Annotated in this window: 13 protein-coding genes and 1 tRNA gene; 8 read left to right on the top strand and 6 right to left on the bottom strand. The window is 64.4% G+C overall.

The annotated features are described in order from the left end of the window. The first annotated feature begins 622 nt into the window (after positions 1-622). Both CUJ90_RS12825 and CUJ90_RS12820 read left to right on the top strand, forming a co-directional pair. Positions 623-1453 carry an undecaprenyl-diphosphate phosphatase gene (locus CUJ90_RS12825; RefSeq protein ID WP_114163551.1) on the top strand — a complete coding sequence of 277 codons (831 nt, stop codon included), beginning with the start codon at positions 623-625 and terminating at the stop codon, positions 1451-1453. Positions 1454-1750: 297 nt separating this feature from the next. Next, positions 1751-1824: transfer RNA gene (locus tag CUJ90_RS12820), tRNA-Arg, on the top strand. A gap of 34 nt (positions 1825-1858) precedes the next feature. Here CUJ90_RS12820 and CUJ90_RS12815 read toward each other — a convergent pair. Continuing rightward, positions 1859-2242: a DUF427 domain-containing protein gene (locus CUJ90_RS12815; protein ID WP_073431211.1), complete on the bottom strand. Its 384-nt coding sequence runs from the start codon at positions 2240-2242 to the stop codon at positions 1859-1861. A 370-nt stretch (positions 2243-2612) separates the two neighbouring features. After that, the gene (locus tag CUJ90_RS12810) at positions 2613-4190 is read right to left on the bottom strand and encodes an acid phosphatase (protein WP_114162953.1); all 1578 of its coding nucleotides are present in this window, start codon (positions 4188-4190) and stop codon (positions 2613-2615) included. Between the two features lie 215 nt (positions 4191-4405). Here CUJ90_RS12810 and CUJ90_RS12805 point away from each other — a divergent pair, with 215 nt between their 5' ends. Beyond that, positions 4406-5860, top strand: a complete 1455-nt coding sequence (locus CUJ90_RS12805; protein ID WP_208645218.1) for a cytochrome-c peroxidase — start codon at positions 4406-4408, stop codon at positions 5858-5860. A 35-nt stretch (positions 5861-5895) separates the two neighbouring features. Here CUJ90_RS12805 and CUJ90_RS12800 read toward each other — a convergent pair whose 3' ends face one another. Beyond that, the gene (locus CUJ90_RS12800; protein ID WP_114162951.1) at positions 5896-6135 is read right to left on the bottom strand and encodes a hypothetical protein; all 240 of its coding nucleotides are present in this window, start codon (positions 6133-6135) and stop codon (positions 5896-5898) included. 297 nt (positions 6136-6432) lie between these two features. On the opposite strand from CUJ90_RS12800, the gene CUJ90_RS12795 reads away from it, so the two are divergent. Continuing rightward, a complete protein-coding gene (locus CUJ90_RS12795) occupies positions 6433-6822 on the top strand; it encodes an RT0821/Lpp0805 family surface protein (protein WP_073431215.1) in 390 nt (129 codons plus the stop codon). 85 nt (positions 6823-6907) lie between these two features. Then, the gene (locus CUJ90_RS12790; protein ID WP_073431230.1) at positions 6908-7357 is read left to right on the top strand and encodes an NUDIX hydrolase; all 450 of its coding nucleotides are present in this window, start codon (positions 6908-6910) and stop codon (positions 7355-7357) included. A 79-nt stretch (positions 7358-7436) separates the two neighbouring features. On the opposite strand, the gene CUJ90_RS12785 is transcribed toward CUJ90_RS12790, so the two are convergent. Next, a complete protein-coding gene (locus CUJ90_RS12785) occupies positions 7437-8456 on the bottom strand; it encodes a transporter substrate-binding domain-containing protein (RefSeq protein ID WP_114163549.1) in 1020 nt (339 codons plus the stop codon). A 140-nt stretch (positions 8457-8596) separates the two neighbouring features. Further along, complete coding sequence (locus CUJ90_RS12780) at positions 8597-10306, bottom strand: glutamine--tRNA ligase/YqeY domain fusion protein (protein WP_073431216.1); 1710 nt, start codon at positions 10304-10306, stop codon at positions 8597-8599. A gap of 389 nt (positions 10307-10695) precedes the next feature. Here CUJ90_RS12780 and ggt point away from each other — a divergent pair, with 389 nt between their 5' ends. Both ggt and CUJ90_RS12770 read left to right on the top strand, forming a co-directional pair. Next, positions 10696-12465 (top strand): gamma-glutamyltransferase, encoded by a 1770-nt coding sequence (ggt, locus tag CUJ90_RS12775; protein WP_114162950.1) that lies wholly within the window; start codon positions 10696-10698, stop codon positions 12463-12465. Positions 12466-12559: 94 nt separating this feature from the next. Continuing rightward, positions 12560-13135 (top strand): RBBP9/YdeN family alpha/beta hydrolase, encoded by a 576-nt coding sequence (locus CUJ90_RS12770; RefSeq protein ID WP_114162949.1) that lies wholly within the window; start codon positions 12560-12562, stop codon positions 13133-13135. A gap of 34 nt (positions 13136-13169) precedes the next feature. Here the strand turns inward: CUJ90_RS12770 and CUJ90_RS12765 are convergent, their stop codons facing one another. Next, on the bottom strand, positions 13170-14390 hold the full coding sequence (locus CUJ90_RS12765) for a CaiB/BaiF CoA transferase family protein (RefSeq protein ID WP_114163548.1): 1221 nt from the start codon (positions 14388-14390) through the stop codon (positions 13170-13172). Positions 14391-14684: 294 nt separating this feature from the next. Between CUJ90_RS12765 and alaS the strand changes: the two genes are divergently transcribed. Beyond that, positions 14685-17309 (top strand): alanine--tRNA ligase, encoded by a 2625-nt coding sequence (alaS, locus tag CUJ90_RS12760; RefSeq protein WP_114162947.1) that lies wholly within the window; start codon positions 14685-14687, stop codon positions 17307-17309. Positions 17310-17333 lie beyond the last annotated feature (24 nt).

Raw genomic sequence — 17333 nt, 5'->3', positions numbered from 1 at the left:
GGGCTGGTTGATCAGATTGGGTTGAAGGTTGGTAGACGCATCCGACGCATACCTCACGAACGTGCCGGACGCCCGACAACGCCGAATATGTGCGTTGTCAGACGAAGATTTTGCGCCGCTTTGTGCTACGGGGAAACCCTTCTGGGGAAATTGCGGGTGTCGCACAAGGGGCTTCCTTGCAGATAATCCGTCTCACTGCCCGGTGATCAGAACACCGGGCGAGACCGGCTCAGGAGGGCGTAATGGATCTCGCAATGGCAATGGGTGTCGCACTGTTCGGCATGTTCGCAGCAAGCACGGTCTACTTTTTCTACCAGCTCGAGCGCTGATCCCACCTTTCGTTTCGCCTGCCGGCCCGCCATTACGCGCCGGCGTGAAGCCGGTCGCTTGAAGCTCACGAATTTCTCATGATGACAGGGTCGCCGTTCACGGCGGCCCGTTTCTTTTCCGGCGCGTAACAACGGTTTCCAGTTGTGACGCAGCGCATCAATATTTCCCCCGATCGAGGCTCAAACGCTTGGCGCTGACATTGCAGCCAGGCATAATCGACGCGCTTTTGACGCGCCGGTCACTCCTTTGCGGCGCGCTGTTCCCCCGACATTTTCCTTACAAGGACCGCCGCGTGAACCTGTCGTTTCTGATCTTTCTGAGCGTGCTGCAAGGCGTCACCGAACTGTTTCCCGTGAGCAGTCTCGGTCATACGCTGCTGGTGCCCGCATTGTTCGACATGCATATCGACAAGCACGCGCCGCAGTTGCTGCCGTTTCTCGTCGCGTTGCACCTCGGCACCGCGTTCGCGCTGCTGTGGTACTTCCGCGAGCGCTGGTGCGCGCTGGTGCGCGGCTTCTTCGCCTCGTTCGGCGGCCGTCGCAATGACGACGCGCACATGATGTGGGCGCTCATCATCGGCACGATTCCGGCGGGTATCGTCGGGCTGCTGCTCGAGAAACGGCTCGAACTGATTTTTCACGACCTGCGCATCGTCGCGATCGCGCTGATCGTCAACGGCGTGCTGCTGTGGTTCGGCGACCGCCTGCAACGCTCGCGCGCGCATCAGCCGCCGGAGAAGATGACGTTCCGCCAGGCGTTTCTCGTCGGGCTGGCTCAGGTCGGCGCGCTGATTCCCGGTTTTTCGCGCAGCGGTCTGACGATGATCGCCGGCAATGCGGCCGGCTTGACCACGGAGAAGGCCGCCGAGTTCTCGTTTCTGCTCGGCACGCCGATCATTTTCGCGGCGGGCCTGCTCGAATTGCCGAAGCTCTTTCATGCGCCCGGTCAACTGGCGGACGCCCTGCTGGGCGGCGTGCTTACCGCGATCGCCGCGTATCTGAGCGTGCGTTTCCTGATGCGCTATTTCGAAGGTCGCGGACGTCTGGCTTCGTTCGGCGTGTACTGCGTGATCGCGGGGATCGTGTTTCTCGGCTGGTTCCTGTTGCATCCGCAACCGGTCTGATCGCGTTCGAGGTCCGCCCTCGTTGCGCGCCCGCGTGCTGGCGGGCAAGGAGCGATCGGTTATAATCCGGGCCCGGCTCAACCCGCCGGGCCTGTTTGTTTTCCGGCGTGGCTATGACGAATGCCGACGACCCCGCGGAGCGAGATTTCCAGTCTCCGCGCCGGTCAGTTAGAATTTCGGTATGCCACGACCGCGTGTGGCGCGATCCCACACAATTCCAATTCCCGATCGCGGGTTCTCATTGCGGGTGATGCACGTTGTACGCCGTAGCCTGGCGTAGCATCGCCTCTCTTCATTACGGCAGTAGCTCAGCTGGATAGAGCATCGGCCTTCTAAGCCGAGGGTGGTGGGTTCGAGTCCCTCCTGCCGTACTTCAATCTTGCGCGCATTCCCGCGCATTGCCTCTCAAGCTACCGGCTGCACGTCGATCGAATCGACCCGCTCGGGATAGAACGCGAGATGCCGCGCGATCTCCTTCACGGCCGCATAAGGCGACTCGTACGTCCATACCGCATTCACCGCGCGCTCTCCGCCGATCGCAATGCTGTAGTAAGCGCAATCGCCTTTGTAGGGACAATAAGTTGCGTGATCGGTGCGTTCGAGCAGCGCCATGTCGACATCGTCGCGCGGAATGTAATACACCGCCGGATACGACGCTTCACGCAGCGCCAGCGCTTTGTTCGTATCCGCGATCACGCGACCGGCCACGGTCACGATGACGCGCGCGTTGGCCGGTTCGACGGTGATCGGATGGTCGGGGCCGGGGATCTTGATGGTTTTTTCAGTCATGCTGTCGGGCTCCTGGAAGAGTGGGCCAAGCTGCGACGCATTGCCGGGAATTCAGCGCCGCCGCCGCTCGCGACGACACGATGATCGCGCCTTCGGTCGAAGCATACGCTGTATTGCAAGCCCCGTTGTGTCGCCACGCGAGCACGTCGACGAGCGGGCGTGACGACGTCGCCGGGGTGCGCGCCGAAAACAAAAAAGGGCAGCCGGAGCTGCCCTGTCAAAGCCTCGTCACGAGGCTGGCTATTGCTTACTGTCGGTGGCCGCGCGCCGGATTGCCGAGCGCTTTCGTCGGACATTCATCGCTGAACGTCCGACGCCGGCGCGAGTGGAGGGGACTCGAACCCCCACACCCCTTGCGCTGCTACGCCACTCATTGCCGGATGTTCAAAGCCGCGGTGAGGTCGCCCATCGGCTTGCCACCGTTGCTCGCGAGCGCCGCGTCGCGCGCGGCGATGCCCGGCAGCGTCGGCAGCGAGAAGCGGTGCGTGATGAAGCGCAGGATCGATGTGGTGTCGTACTGCGTGTGATCGACGTAGCCCTTCTTCGCGTACGGCGAGATGATCAACGCCGGAATGCGCGTGCTCGGGCCCCAGCGGTCGGCCTTCGGCGGCGCGACGTGATCCCAGAAGCCGCCGTTTTCATCGTATGTCACCACCACCAGCATGTTGTTCCACTGCGGGCTCTTCTGCAGATGCGAGATCACATCGGCGATGTGCTGGTCGCCCGAAGCGACGTCCGTGTAGCCGGGGTGCTCGTTCAGGTTGCCTTGCGGCTTGTAGAACGTCATTTGCGGCAGCGTTCCGTTATCGATCGCCTTGATGAACTCCGAGCCGCCGAGGCCGCCGTCGAGCAGATGCTGCGCGCGGTTCGCGGTGCCCGGCGCGAGGTCGGCGAAATAATTGAACGGCTGATGATGCGGCTGGAAGTTCGGCGCCGACAGATTCGCGCCGTAGATCACGTTCGACGTGCCGGTTTGCGCCGCCGACAACGCCGCGCCCCACGCGCCGCCATACCACGCCCACGATACCTTGGCGTTGTTCAGCAGATCGCCGATGTGCTGCTGCGTTTGGGCCGGCAGCGTGGTGGCCGCGGCCGGATCGGCGAGGTTCGCGTCGCCGCCCGCGGCCGCTTTGTTGCCGCTCGGCTGATACGGCGGCTGCATCGTGTTGATCGCGTAGAAGTCGGGCGTCAGGTTGCCCGACAGCACGTATTTCGGCGGCCCGCTCAACGCCGACGCGGGCGAATTGCTGGCGAGCTTCAGCGTGACGCCGTCGCTTTCCACCGCGGAAATCGAAGCCGCTGCCGGGCTCTTGTCCGCATTCGGATAGATCGGCGTGCATGCGCATACCAGCCACTGGTGATTCAGGAACGAGCCGCCGAACGCGCCCATGAAGAAGTTGTCGGCCAGCGTGTACTGCTGCGCGATCTTCCACAGCGGCAGCTTGTCGGCGTCGAGCGTGTAGTGGCCCATCACGAGGCCGCCCGAATCGGCCCACGCGGCGAACTTGTCGTTCTTGCCGCCGTCGATCTGCATCTGGTTTTCGTAGAAGCGGTGATACAGGTCGCGCGTGGTCGCGGTGATCGGCGTGTTGAAGCCCTTCGGGTCGTCGATCGCGAACGGGCTGTTCGGCAGATTGGCCGTCATCGCCTGCGTGACCACCGGCGTCACGCCGGTTTGCGTCAGGCCGTTCCAGACCTGCGGCAGCGTCACGAGCGGCGTGCCGTCACGGTCCACCTGCGTCGCGCTCGCGCTCGACACGTTCTGCAGACCGTTCGCGCCGGGGAAGTTGCCGTACAGGTTGTCGAAGCTGCGGTTCTCCGCGTAAATCACCACGACCGTCTTGATCGATGTGATGTCCGGCTGCGTGATCTCATTGCCGCCGCACGCATACAGGCTCAACGCTGCTGCGATCGCCAGGGGCGCCGCGCAGATCAATTTCTTGTTCATAAGATGTGGGTTCTCTCTCGCGTTGGGGACGGGCCGCGTGATGCCTTGCATGGATGGCCGTCCGGGAAAGTTTCGCAAGGAAAGTTGACAGCACGATGTGTTTCGCCTTACGAACAGCTTGGTTCGAGATGCTTTTGGTCGGCCGCATGTCATGTGAGCGACATATGCATGAAATACGCTCGCGGACTTCGATATCGCGAACTCACATCATTCCTATGCGGCTTGCCTTGACGGGGATTCGGAGCGCTGTGGCGCGGGCGCGGCGATGCGTCCGATCGACGACGATGAAGACGCCGCTGACGGCGTTCATGCTCGCCGGAATGACGATGACGTTGGCCGCATGCGATGCAGGGGCGCCGGCTGCGGGCGCTACGGCGACGCTCGCTGCCGCTGCAAGCGCCGCGAGTGGCGCGAGCGCTGCCGTCAGCGGATCGCGCGCGGCCGCGCCAACGGCGGCTTCAGCCACACCGGTCGCCGGCCAGCAGGCCGGTCAAAGCCGCGCGCAAGTCTACGAATCCGTGCGGCAAATGACGGCGCTCGGCAAACAGCTTTTCTTCGATGCGTCGCTATCCGGCTCGGGCAAACTCGCCTGCGCGTCGTGCCACAACCCGGACCATGCGTTTTCGCCGGCCAATGCGTTGCCCGTGCAACTGGGCGGCAGCGACATGCACCGTACCGGCATGCGCGCCGCGCCCACGCTCAAATATCTGCAATCGGTGCCCGCGTTCGCCGAGCACTATCACGAGTCGGACGACGAAGGCGACGAAAGCGTGGATGCGGGGCCGACCGGTGGTTTGACATGGGACGGCCGCGTCGACCGCGGCGCCGACCAGGCTCGCATTCCGCTGCTGTCGTCGTTCGAAATGGGCAGCACGCCGGCCAGGGTCACGGCCGCGGTGAAAGCCGCGCCGTATGCCGACGCTTTCCGCGCGGCGTTCGGCGCGCGCATTTTCGATAGCGACGAAGCGACGTTCAAAGCCGTGTTGCAGGCGCTCGAAACGTTCGAGCAGGCACCCGGGATTTTCTATCCGTACACCAGCAAGTACGATGCGTTTCTGGCGGGCAAGGCGCAACTGACTCAGGCCGAACTTCACGGTCTGCAACTGTTCAACGACGAAACGAAGGGCAATTGCGCGAGCTGCCACATCAGCCAGCGCACGCGGGACGGCGCGCCGCCGCAGTTCAGCGACTTCGGCCTGATCGCGATCGGCGTGCCGCGCAATCGCGCGTTGCCGGTGAATCGCGATCCGCATTTTTACGACCTCGGCGCGTGTGGGCCGGAGCGTACCGATCTGAAGGGCCGCGCCGAGTTTTGCGGCCTGTTCCGCACGCCGACGCTGCGCAACGTCGCGTTGAAGAAGCGCTTCTTCCACAACGGCATCTACGACTCGCTGGAACAGGTGCTGCGCTTTTACGCCGAGCGGGACACGCATCCCGAGAAGTTCTACCCGGTCGTCAACGGCCGTGTGCGGAAGTTCGACGATTTGCCGCGGCGCTACTGGGACAACCTGAATGCCGAGCCGCCGTTCGACCGCAAGCCGGGCAACAAGCCGGCGCTCGACGAGGCGGAAATCAAGGACGTGGTGGCGTTTCTGAATACGCTCACGGATGGATATGAAGCGGGCGGCAAGGTGGTCGCCGAAAAGACCAAGGCAGTCGCCGCGAACTGAACCGATGAAAGAGGACAGCGGCCGCCAGGCCGTGGTTACCAGCTGGTGCCGGCCAGAATGTAATAGCAGGCGACGAGCAGCAGGACGAAGGATGCGAGGAGGCATACGAGCCCGACGCGGGTCAGCAGAGCGGGCCAGCGCATGCCGGGCACTCTGTCCAGTGGCACGATGCGTCGCGCGAGACCGGTATCGATGCGGATGGAGGCCGGCATGAGCGCCACACAAAGCAGCGCAAGGGCGACGGCGAGCGTTTCGAGGGTGAGATAGACGTTCATCTGAGGTGTTGAATAAGGCTCGCTGGCGCGCTGTGCGCAATAGAGCGATCTTAGGAACACGCCCGATAAAAATATACTTGACGGGTCCGAAAACACGGAAGGCTTGCCATGCCCGATCGTTCGTGTGCCACGGCGGCGCGTGGGTCAGGGCGTCAATGAATGCGGCGAATTTCGCTGCGGCATGGTCACTGCTTCGGCGGCGCATCGAGGGCGGCATGCTATGCTTTTGGGGTCCAATCACGAGCCGCGACAAGCGCGTTCGAGACCGCCCCAAACACTTCTCGAGGAGAATTCTTCATGTCGATGCGAACTCGCGTCCTGCTTCATCTGACCGCCGGCGCCCTGTTGATTGCCACCGCAGTAGGCGCGCAAGCGGCGAATCTCGGGTTTCTGAACGACACGCCGGTCAGCTACATGAAGCAACGCGACGTCGATTCGATCAAGAAGGCCGTCTTCGCCGTGCTGAACGACAAGCAGGACGGCGAAAGCGCGAACTGGCTCAACGAAGGCACCGGCAATAGCGTGAAGATCGACGCCACCATCACCGCCGGGAACACGGCGAAGATGGGTGAGCGCACCTGCCGCGACGTCGGCGTCGTGCTGAATGCGAAGGGGCAATCCATGAACCTGCGCCCGCAATTCTGCAAGCAGGGCAGCGGCAACTGGCAGTTGCAGAAAAAGCACTGAGCATGCGAGCCGGCATGACAACGCGCGTCGGCTTGCCGCGGGTGCGTCCCGGCGCGGGTCATCCGGCCGGCGCGGTGCGCCGATGATGGCCGCGCGGGTCGTCTCCTGCGGCATCGTGCTGCTCGATCCGGACGGGCGAGTGCTGCTTGCGCACGCCACCGAAACGTCGCACTGGGACATTCCGAAAGGACACGGCGAGGAGGGCGAGGCGCCGCACGTCACGGCGCTGCGCGAGATGGTCGAGGAGACCGGCATCGCGATCGAGGCCGGGCGTCTGAAAGACCTCGGCCTGTTCGTCTACCGGCGCGACAAGGATCTGCATCTGTTCGCGGCACGCGCCGAGGCATGCGAACTCGATCTGAGTTCATGCACCTGCACGTCGATGTTTCCGCGCCGCTCCGACGGCACGCTGATTCCCGAGATGGATTCATACCGCTGGGTCGCGCCGCACGAAGTCGAGAAATATGCGAGCCGCAGTCTCACGCGGCTCTTTCAGACCACGCTATCGCTGGCGGAACTGCATCGGTCGTTATAGGCCGCGACGGCGCGCAACCCCGGCGCGCCGGCAGTCGCAAGTTCAATCGGTGTCGATCGCAGCCGGACGCCAGCCGGCCTCAGTCCAGCGCGCGATCGTTCGGATGAGCGAAGAGCGCGCGGTTCTGCTCCGACAGCGGGAAATTCAGGTTGATGCCGTGCGGCGGAATCGGCTGCGTGAACCATTGTTTGTACAACCGTTCCGCGTCGCCGGAAATTTGTCCGCGCGCGATCACGCCGTTCACGAGCTTGCGGAGCGGCTCGTCCCCCTTGCGAAACATGCACGCGTAAACCTCGTAGCCGAGCGGCGTGCCGGTCACCACGAAGTCGCCGGGACGCGGGTCGGTCGATTTGAAACCGTAGACGATCGGCTCGTCCATCACGAACGCCACCGCCCGGTCTTCCTTGAGCGCCGCGAATGCTTCCGCGTGATCGCGCGCTGCGGTAATGCGCAGGTTCAGATGCCTGTCTGCGTTGAGACGGCGCAGCAGGCGTTCGTCGGAGGTGCTCGCGGTGGTCACGACCGTCTTGCCGGCCAGGTCCGTAAAATCGCTGATGCCGCTGCTCTTGCGCACGATCATGCGCACCGCGTACTGGAAAAAACTATTGGAAAAAGCGACCGCGTTTTCGCGTTCCACCGTATGCGTGGTCGAGCCGCATTCCAGATCGATCTGGTTGTTCAGCAGCATCGGCGTGCGGTTCGACGAGGTTACGGTGACTTCGTGCACTCGCAGTTGCGGCATGCCGAGCGTCTTTCTGATCTCGTCGACGATCTGCAATGCGATGGTTTGCGAATAGCCGACTGTCTGCTTGCCGTCGAAGTACGAGAAGGGAATCGATGCTTCTCGCACGCCGAGTGTGACGACGCCGTCGTCGTGGATCTTTTTCAGCGTTCCGGTGAGCTCTTCGGTGTTGGCGGCGCAGGCGAGCGACGCCGCGCCCAATGTCGCCAACGCCACGAGCGCGCGGCGCGCGCGATGCGCGAAACGTGCGGCACGGGATGAGCGCGCGAGGTGCGCGGCGGCAACGGCGCCCGCATGAGGATGCGGTCCGCTTGCCGTGTTCCCAGGAGTCGCTTCGCGGCGGGCTGCAACTTTCATCGGATCTCCGGGCCGGCGCTTGAACATGGCTGCGCCGCGTTTGTCGATAGAACTCTGGTAACGAAACGGCGTGCATCCCGTGAGCGGAATGCACGCCGTCGATCAGCGCTGGTCATGCCGGGAGCGGCATCCGCTTCAGCTTACGCCGGCTTGCCCCAACTGTCGCGCAAGCTCACGATGCGATTGAATACGGGTTTGCCCGGCTTCGAATCGACACGGTCGGCGACGAAGTAGCCGTGGCGTTCGAACTGATAGCGCTGCTCGGGCAGCGCGTGGTGTGCGCCCTGCTCGAGGTACGCGTTGACCACGCGTTTGGAATCGGGATTCAGCGCTTCGAGGAAGTCGCGGCCGCCGGCGTCCGGTTGCGGCTCCTTGAACAGACGGTCGTAGATGCGCACTTCGGCCGGGTACGCGGCGGCCGCGCTGACCCAGTGAATGTTGCCCTTCACCTTGTAATTGTTCGCGCCTTCGGTGCCCGATTTGCTGTCCGGGAAGTAGTTGCAGTGGACCGCGACGACGTTGCCGTTCTCGTCCTTGTCGGCGCCCGTGCATTCGATCACGTAGCCGTAACGCAGGCGCACCTTGTTGCCGGGGAAGAGGCGGAAATAGCCCTTCGGCGGCGTTTCCGTGTAGTCGTCGCGCTCGATCCACAGCTCGCGTGAGATCGGGAACTCGCGAATGCCCTGTTCCGGATGATGCGGATGGACCGGCGCGCTGCACGGCTCGGTGAGACCCATCGGGAAGTTATTGATGATCAGCTTGACCGGATCGAGCACGGCCGCGATGCGCGGCGCTTTTTCGTCGAGATCGTCACGCAGCGCGCCTTCGAACACGCTCATGTCGATCCACGAATCGACCTTGGTGACGCCGATGCGCTCGCAGAACAACTGGATCGACTCCGGCGTGAAGCCGCGCCGGCGCACGCCGACGATGGTCGGCATGCGCGGATCGTCCCAGCCGTCGACATGGCCTTCGTTCACCAGTTGCAGCAGCTTGCGCTTGCTGGTGATCGCGTAGGTCAGATTCAGGCGCGAAAATTCGATTTGCTGCGGCAGCGGACGCGTGAAGATGCCGGCGTCGGCAAGCTCGTTCAGGATCCAGTCGTACAGCGGACGATGGTCCTCGAACTCGAGCGTGCACAGCGAATGCGTGATGTTTTCCAGCGCGTCCGAGATGCAGTGCGTGTAGTCGTACATCGGGTACACGCACCACTTGTCGCCGGTGCGGTAGTGATGCGCGAAGCGGATCCGGTAGATCACGGGGTCGCGCATGTTGAAGTTCGGCGAGGCCATGTCGATCTTCGCGCGCAGCACGTGCTCGCCTTCCTTGAACTCGCCGGCCTTCATGCGGCGGAACAGGTCGAGGTTGTCCTGCACCGAACGATCGCGAAAGCGCGACGGCGTGCCGGCCTCGGTTGCCGAACCGCGGTTCGCGCGCATTTCTTCCGCCGACTGGCTGTCCACATACGCCTTGCCGCGCTCGATCAGCAGTTCGGCGAATTCGTAGAGCTTGTCGTAGTAGTCGCTCGCGTAGTAGAGCTGCGATTTGCCGTCCTTTTCCCATTCGAAGCCGAGCCAGCGCACGGCGTCGATGATCGAGTCGACGTATTCGACGCTTTCCTTTTCCGGGTTCGTGTCGTCGAAACGCAGATGGCACACGCCGCCGTAGCTGCGCGCCACGCCGAAATTCAGGCAGATGCTCTTGGCGTGACCGATGTGCAGATAGCCGTTCGGCTCGGGCGGAAAGCGCGTTTCGACGCGCTGGCCCCACTTGCCGCTGCGGTTGTCGTCGTCGATGATGTTGCGGATGAAATTGGATGCCGCTGGCGCGTCGTTGCGTTCGGTATTCATGCGAGAAGGTGAAAGTCTGTCGGGGGTGCGCAATGCGCCCACTTATCCGTTAATTCTACCTGACGGGGCCCTTGGCGGCAGGCGAGTGCGGCGCGCGGCCCATGTTCGGGCGGTTTGCGCGGAAATTCAAGGGCGGGGCCGGGCGCTGTAACAGGAGGTAAAACGTTTTGTCGACGCGCGCGCCGCCGACTTAGGATGCGAGCGGCGCGGGGCGCGCAGTTCGGGATGCGAGCCGCGCGGGAAGCGCCGCCGCCTTTGAATTTCCGCACAAGCCGCACCGCGCGAGAAGCACGGCAGCCGCCCTTGCAAGACGCACCGCCCATTTGCCACCGCGCCCGAATCCTGTCTGCTCGCGCCCCGTGGCGCCCTTCGTTTCCGGAGTTTCTCGGATGTCAGTCCCGACGCACGACGCGCCTCGCGCGCCTTTCGCTTCTGTTTCCTTCGCCCGCCTCGTCATGGTTTCGGCTGTGGTCGTCGCGTTCGCCGGCAGCGTCGTCACGCCGGCCCCGGCGCTCGCGAAAACGCCGCCGCCGAAGGCCGCGCTCGACGCGTCGGCGGTCGCCGTGCCCGATCGCTACAGCGCGGACACCGCACAGCAGATCTTCGCCGCCGGCGGCAACGCGGTGGACGCCGCCGTGGCGATCGCGTTCACGCTCGCGGTGACCGCGCCGGACGCGGGGAACCTCGGCGGCGGCGGATTCATGACCGTGTTCATGGACGGCAAGCCGTACTTTCTGGACTACCGCGAGCGCGCGCCGCAACAGGCGACCCGCGAGATGTATCTCGACGACAAGGGCAACCCGGTGCCGGGCATGAGCGCCGTCGGCCATCGCGCGGTGGCCGTGCCGGGTACGGTCGACGGCATGTGGCAGGCGCAGCGCCGTTTCGGCAAGCTGAAGTGGAAGCAGGTGCTGGGGCCCGCGCTACGTTATGCCACCGACGGCTTCCAGGCCGAGCCCTGGCTGCAGCAGCGCCGCGACGCCGTGGTGAAGACCTTCGCGGGCAAGACCAACTTCGACGCCTACTTCTCGAATCTCAAGGCGGGCGTGACGTACCGCCAGCCGGAGCTCGCGCAAACCCTGGCGCGTATCGCCGACGACGGCGGCCGTGAGTTTTACGAAGGCCGCACCGCCGAACTGATCGCCCAGCAAATGTACGGCCACGGTCTCGTCACCAAACAGGACCTGATTCAATACAAGGCCGTGTGGCGCCAGCCGCTCACCGCCGACTGGAACGGCTACCGGGTGGTCACGGCGCCGCCGCCGAGCTCGGGCGGCGTGGGCCTGATCCAGATGCTGAAAATGAAGGCCGCGCTGAAGCAGGCGTTCGACGGTGTCGAGTTGAACTCCGCGCCGTACATCCATTTGATCGCGCAAATCGAGGACCGTGTGTTCGCCGATCGGCAGCAATACATGGGCGATCCGGATTCGTTCAAGGTGCCGGTCGACAAACTGCTCGACGACGCCTACCTCGCGCAACGCGCCGACGAGGTCAAGCCCGACGAAGTGCCGGGCGCGACGCCGGTGAAGCCCGGCCTCGGCGACGCGATGCCGGAAAAGGCGCAAACCACGCATTTCTCGGTGGTCGACAAGTGGGGCAATGCCGTCTCGAACACCTACACGCTGAACGGGCCATTCGGCTCGGGGGTGGTGGTGGACGGCGGCGGCTTTCTGCTGAACGACGCCATGGACGACTTCGTCACGAGGCCGAGCGGCGCGAGCGCTGCGGGAGCAAGTCAGCCCGGCGTGAACAGCCTCGACACCAACACCATTGCGCCGGGACGCCGGCCGCTCTCGTCGATGACGCCGACGATTCTGTTGAAGGACGACAAGGTGTCGCTCGTGATCGGCACGCCGGGCGGCTCGCGTATCCTGACGTCGATTTTCCAGGTGATGACCGATCTCTACGACTTCAACATGACGCCCACCGATGCGCTCGCCGCGCTGCGGTTCCATCATCAGTTGCTGCCACCGAAGACGATCTACTTCGAGCCGTATCATCCGATTACGCGCGAGCTGGCCGAGCAACTGCAAGGCATGGGCTACGCGCTGGAAGGGCAGTCGTTCAACGGCGACGTGCAGATGATTCGCATCGACGGCACGCTGCCCGAGCCGGCGGCGGACCCGCGCGGCGCGGGTGTGGCTCGCGTGATCCGTTGAAGCGGGCGCCGGCCGCGCGAGCGAAACGAACTGCAAAGCCAACGGCCAGAAAGAATGGCAACAAGGATCGTCGCAAACGGCGGCGGGGAACGCAATGACACCACACGCAACCACACAACAAGAAACGACCACACTGGTCCTGCCCGGTTATCAAAACTCCGGCGCCGGTCACTGGCAAACGCGCTGGGAAGCCCTCGATGCCTCGTGCCTGCGGGTGCCAATGCCCGACTGGGATCATCCGGTGCGCGATGCCTGGTGCCGCACGCTCGACGCCGCCGTGGCCGCGGCGCGCGCGCCGGTGGTGTTGGCCGCGCATAGCCTGGGCTGCCTGACGACCGCTTTCTGGGCGGCGCGATATGCGAGCGCGAAGCAGCTTGCGAAGGTGGCGGGCGCATTGCTGGTGGCGGTGCCCGATCCGGCCGAGGCTCATTTTCCAGAGGACGCGAGCGGCTTTGCGCCGGTGCCGCTCACGCGCTTGCCGTTCGCGAGCATCGTCGTGGCGAGCAGCGACGATCCGTACGGCGGCGTGCCGTTCTCTCAGACCTGTGCGAACGCTTGGGGCAGCCGCTGGATCGACCTCGGTCCGCGCGGCCACATCAACGCCGATAGCGGGCTCGGCGATTGGGAAGAAGGGCGGCGCTGGCTGGCTTCATTCGGCGAGCGAGGTTGAGCCCGACGTTTGTGCCCGCGCCGCGCCGGCAAGCTCAAATCACCGACTGCGCCCGCAGCGCCGCGATCCTTGCCTCGTCGTAACCGAGTACGTCGCGCAGAATGTTCTCGGTATGCTCGCCGAGCGTGGGCGGATGCGTCAACGCCTCGGGCGGCGTGCCCGTCATATTGATCGGGTTGCGCACCAGCTTGACCGTGCCGCCCGACGGATGCGGCAGATCCACCTGCATGCCGCGCGCCACCACCTGCTCGTTCTCGAACACCTCGCCCAGATCGTTGATCGGCCCGCACGGCACGCCCGCCGCCTCCAGCGCCGCGATCCACTGCTGTTTGCCCTGCAGTCGAACCATTTCCGCCAGAATCGGCACGAGAACTTCGCGATGGCGCACGCGAGCCGGGTTGGTGGCGAAACGCTCGTCGTCGGCCAGTTCCGCGCGGCCGCCCGCTTCGACGAATTTGCGGAACTGCCCGTCGTTGCCGACCGCGACGATGATCCAGCCGTCGCTCGTCTGGAAGGTCTGGTAGGGCACGATGTTCGGATGCGCATTGCCCCAGCGCACCGGCGGCTGGCCGCTTGCGAGGTAATTCGAATTCATGTTCGCGAGCATCGCCACCTGCACGTCGAGCAGCGCCATGTCGATGTACTGGCCTTCGCCCGTGCGGTCGCGGTGTGTGAGCGCGGTGAGCACGGCGATGGTCGAATACATGCCGGTCATCAGGTCGGCGATCGCCACGCCGGCCTTTTGCGGACCGCCGCCCGGCTGGCCGTCGCGTTCGCCGGTAATGCTCATGAAACCGCCGATGCCCTGCACGATGAAGTCGTAGCCCGCTCGCTGCGCATACGGCCCGGTCTGCCCGAAGCCGGTCACCGAGCAATAGACCAGATCGGGCTTCACTTCCTTGAGCGACGCGTAATCGAGGCCGTATTTCTTCAACTGGCCGACCTTGTAGTTCTCCAGCACCACGTCGCTTTGCGCGGCCAGTTCGCGAATGATCCGCTGGCCTTCGGGCGATGCGATGTCCACGGTGACCGAGCGCTTGTTGCGGTTCGCGGCGAGGTAGTACGCGGCCTCGCGGGTATCCGCGCCGTCCGGCGTTTTGAGGTATGGCGGCCCCCAGTGGCGCGTGTCGTCGCCGACCCGCGGGCGCTCGATCTTAATGACGTCGGCGCCGAAATCGGCGAGGGTCTGCGCGCACCACGGTCCGGCGAGCACGCGTGTGAGATCCAGCACGCGGATGTGACTGAGAGCGCCCATATTCGTCGTTGTCTCCTGGTAGCCGAGGCGGCGCATCTCGCGCCGCGGATGTGAGGCGATCTTAAGCGATTCCGGCACGCGGGTGGAGTCAGCCGAACGGCATAGGACGAACGACGCGCCGGCGATGTCCGATCCGGCTCGACGAATCCTGGCCGAACGGCCAACCCGCACGGCGCGCTGCCGCGCAGGCGCGCCGATCCCGTATAATCGGCCGATTAAGAAACAAACAGTTGGCGCATCCTACGATGCCGCCGGTAACAGCCAGGGAACTGGCAAACCCGTCCCCCGCACGCTATGAAAGCCGCCGAAATCCGCGAGAAATTCCTCAAGTTCTTCGAATCGAAGGGCCATACGATCGTTCGCTCGTCGAGCCTTGTGCCCGGCAACGACCCCACGCTGCTCTTCACCAATTCGGGAATGGTGCAGTTCAAAGATGTGTTCCTCGGCGCGGAATCGCGTCCGTACTCGCGTGCCACGACCGCGCAGCGCAGCGTGCGCGCCGGCGGCAAGCACAACGATCTGGAAAACGTCGGCTACACCGCGCGTCACCACACGTTCTTCGAAATGCTGGGCAACTTCTCGTTCGGCGACTATTTCAAGCGCGACGCGATCCACTACGCGTGGGAATTGCTGACGGGCGTTTATCAGTTGCCGAAGGACAAGCTGTGGGTCACGGTCTATCAGGAAGACGACGAGGCGCACGACATCTGGGCGAAGGAAGTGGGCATGCCGGTCGAGCGCATCATCCGCATCGGCGACAACAAGGGCGCGCGCTACGCATCGGACAACTTCTGGCAGATGGCCGACACCGGGCCGTGCGGCCCATGCTCGGAAATCTTCTACGACCACGGTCCCGAGGTGTGGGGCGGCCCGCCGGGATCGCCTGAGGAAGACGGCGACCGCTACATCGAGATCTGGAATCTCGTGTTCATGCAGTTCAACCGCGACGCCCAGGGCAACATGACGCCGCTGCCCAAGCAGTGCGTCGACACCGGCATGGGCCTGGAGCGTATCGCCGCGGTGCTGCAGCACGTGCACAGCAACTATGAGATCGACCTGTTCCAGGCGCTCATCCAGGCCGCCGCGCGCGAAACCGGCGTGAGCGACCTCACGAACAATTCGCTGAAGGTGATCGCCGATCACATTCGCGCGTGCTCGTTCCTGATCGTCGACGGCGTGATTCCTGGCAACGAGGGCCGCGGCTACGTGCTGCGCCGGATCGTGCGCCGCGCGATCCGGCATGGCTACAAGCTGGGCAAGAAGGGTTCGTTCTTTCATCGCATGGTGGCCGACCTCGTCGCGCAAATGGGCGGCGCCTATCCTGAACTGAAGCAAGCCGAACAACGCGTGACCGACGTGCTGCGCCAGGAAGAAGAGCGCTTCTTCGAGACCATCGAGCACGGCATGTCGATTCTCGAAAGCGCGCTGGCCGATCTCGAAGCGAAGGGCGGCAAGACGCTCGACGGCGAACTCGCATTCAAGCTGCACGACACCTACGGCTTCCCGCTCGATCTGACGGCGGACGTGTGCCGCGAGCGCGAAGTCACGGTGGACGAAGCCGCGTTCGACGAAGCCATGGCGCGCCAGCGCGAACAGGCTCGCGCGGCGGGCAAGTTCAAGATGGCGCAGGGCCTCGAATACTCGGGCGCGAAGACCACGTTCCACGGCTACGAGGAAATCGTCTTCGACGACGCGAAGGTGATCGCGCTGTACGTGGACGGCGCGTCGGTGCGGGAAGTGAGCCACGGCCAGCAAGCGGTCGTCGTGCTAGACCACACGCCGTTCTATGCCGAATCGGGCGGCCAGGTCGGCGATCAGGGTTTGCTCGCCAACGCGAGCGTGCGCTTTGCCGTCGCCGACACGCTGAAGGTGCAGGCCGACGTGGTCGGTCATCACGGCACGCTGGAGCAGGGCACGCTGAAGGTCGGCGACGTCGTCAAGGCGGAAATCGACGCGGTGCGCCGTGCCCGCACGGCCCGCAATCACTCGGCGACCCACCTGATGCACAAGGCGCTGCGCGAAGTGCTCGGCTCGCACGTGCAGCAGAAGGGCTCGCTGGTCGATCCCGACAAGACCCGTTTCGACTTCGCGCATAACGCGCCGATGACGGACGAACAGATCCGCCGCGTCGAGGAAATCGTCAACGCCGAAGTGCTCGCGAACGCGCCGGGTATCGTGCGCGTCATGCCGTTCGACGAAGCGGTGAAGGGCGGCGCGATGGCGCTGTTCGGCGAAAAGTACGGCGACGAAGTGCGCGTGCTCGATCTGGGTTTCTCGCGTGAGTTGTGCGGCGGCACGCACGTGCATCGCACCGGCGACATCGGCTTCTTCAAGATCGTGATGGAAGGCGGCGTGGCGGCGGGCATTCGTCGCGTGGAGGCGATCACGGGCGACAACGCCGTGCGCTTCGTGCAGGACCTCGATGCGAAGATCAATGCGGCAGCGGCCGCGCTGAAGGCGCAGCCGTCGGAACTGACGCAGCGGATCGTGCAGGTGCAGGACCAGGTGAAATCGCTCGAGAAGGAACTGAGCGCGCTGAAGTCGAAGATGGCGTCGAGCCAGGGCGACGAACTGGCCGGTCAGGCGATCGAAGTGGCCGGCGTGCATGTGCTGGCGGCAACGCTCGACGGCGCGGACGTGAAGACGCTGCGCGAGACGGTCGACAAGCTGAAGGACAAGCTCAAGAGCGCGGCCATCGTGCTGGCCTCGGTCGAGGGCGGCAAGGTGAGCCTGATTGCCGGTGTGACGGCTGATGCGAGCAAGCGGGTCAAGGCCGGCGAGCTGGTCAACTTCGTCGCGCAGCAGGTCGGCGGCAAGGGCGGTGGCCGGCCGGACATGGCCCAGGCGGGCGGCACCGAGCCGGCGAATCTGCCGGCGGCGCTTGCCGGCGTCAAGGGCTGGGTCGAGGCCCAGCTTTGAGTCGAGGTTGATGTGTGCCACGCG

Source organism: Paraburkholderia terricola, from assembly GCF_003330825.1.
GTDB classification, from domain to species: domain Bacteria; phylum Pseudomonadota; class Gammaproteobacteria; order Burkholderiales; family Burkholderiaceae; genus Paraburkholderia; species Paraburkholderia terricola.
This window is presented reverse-complemented; position numbering and strand designations above follow the sequence as displayed.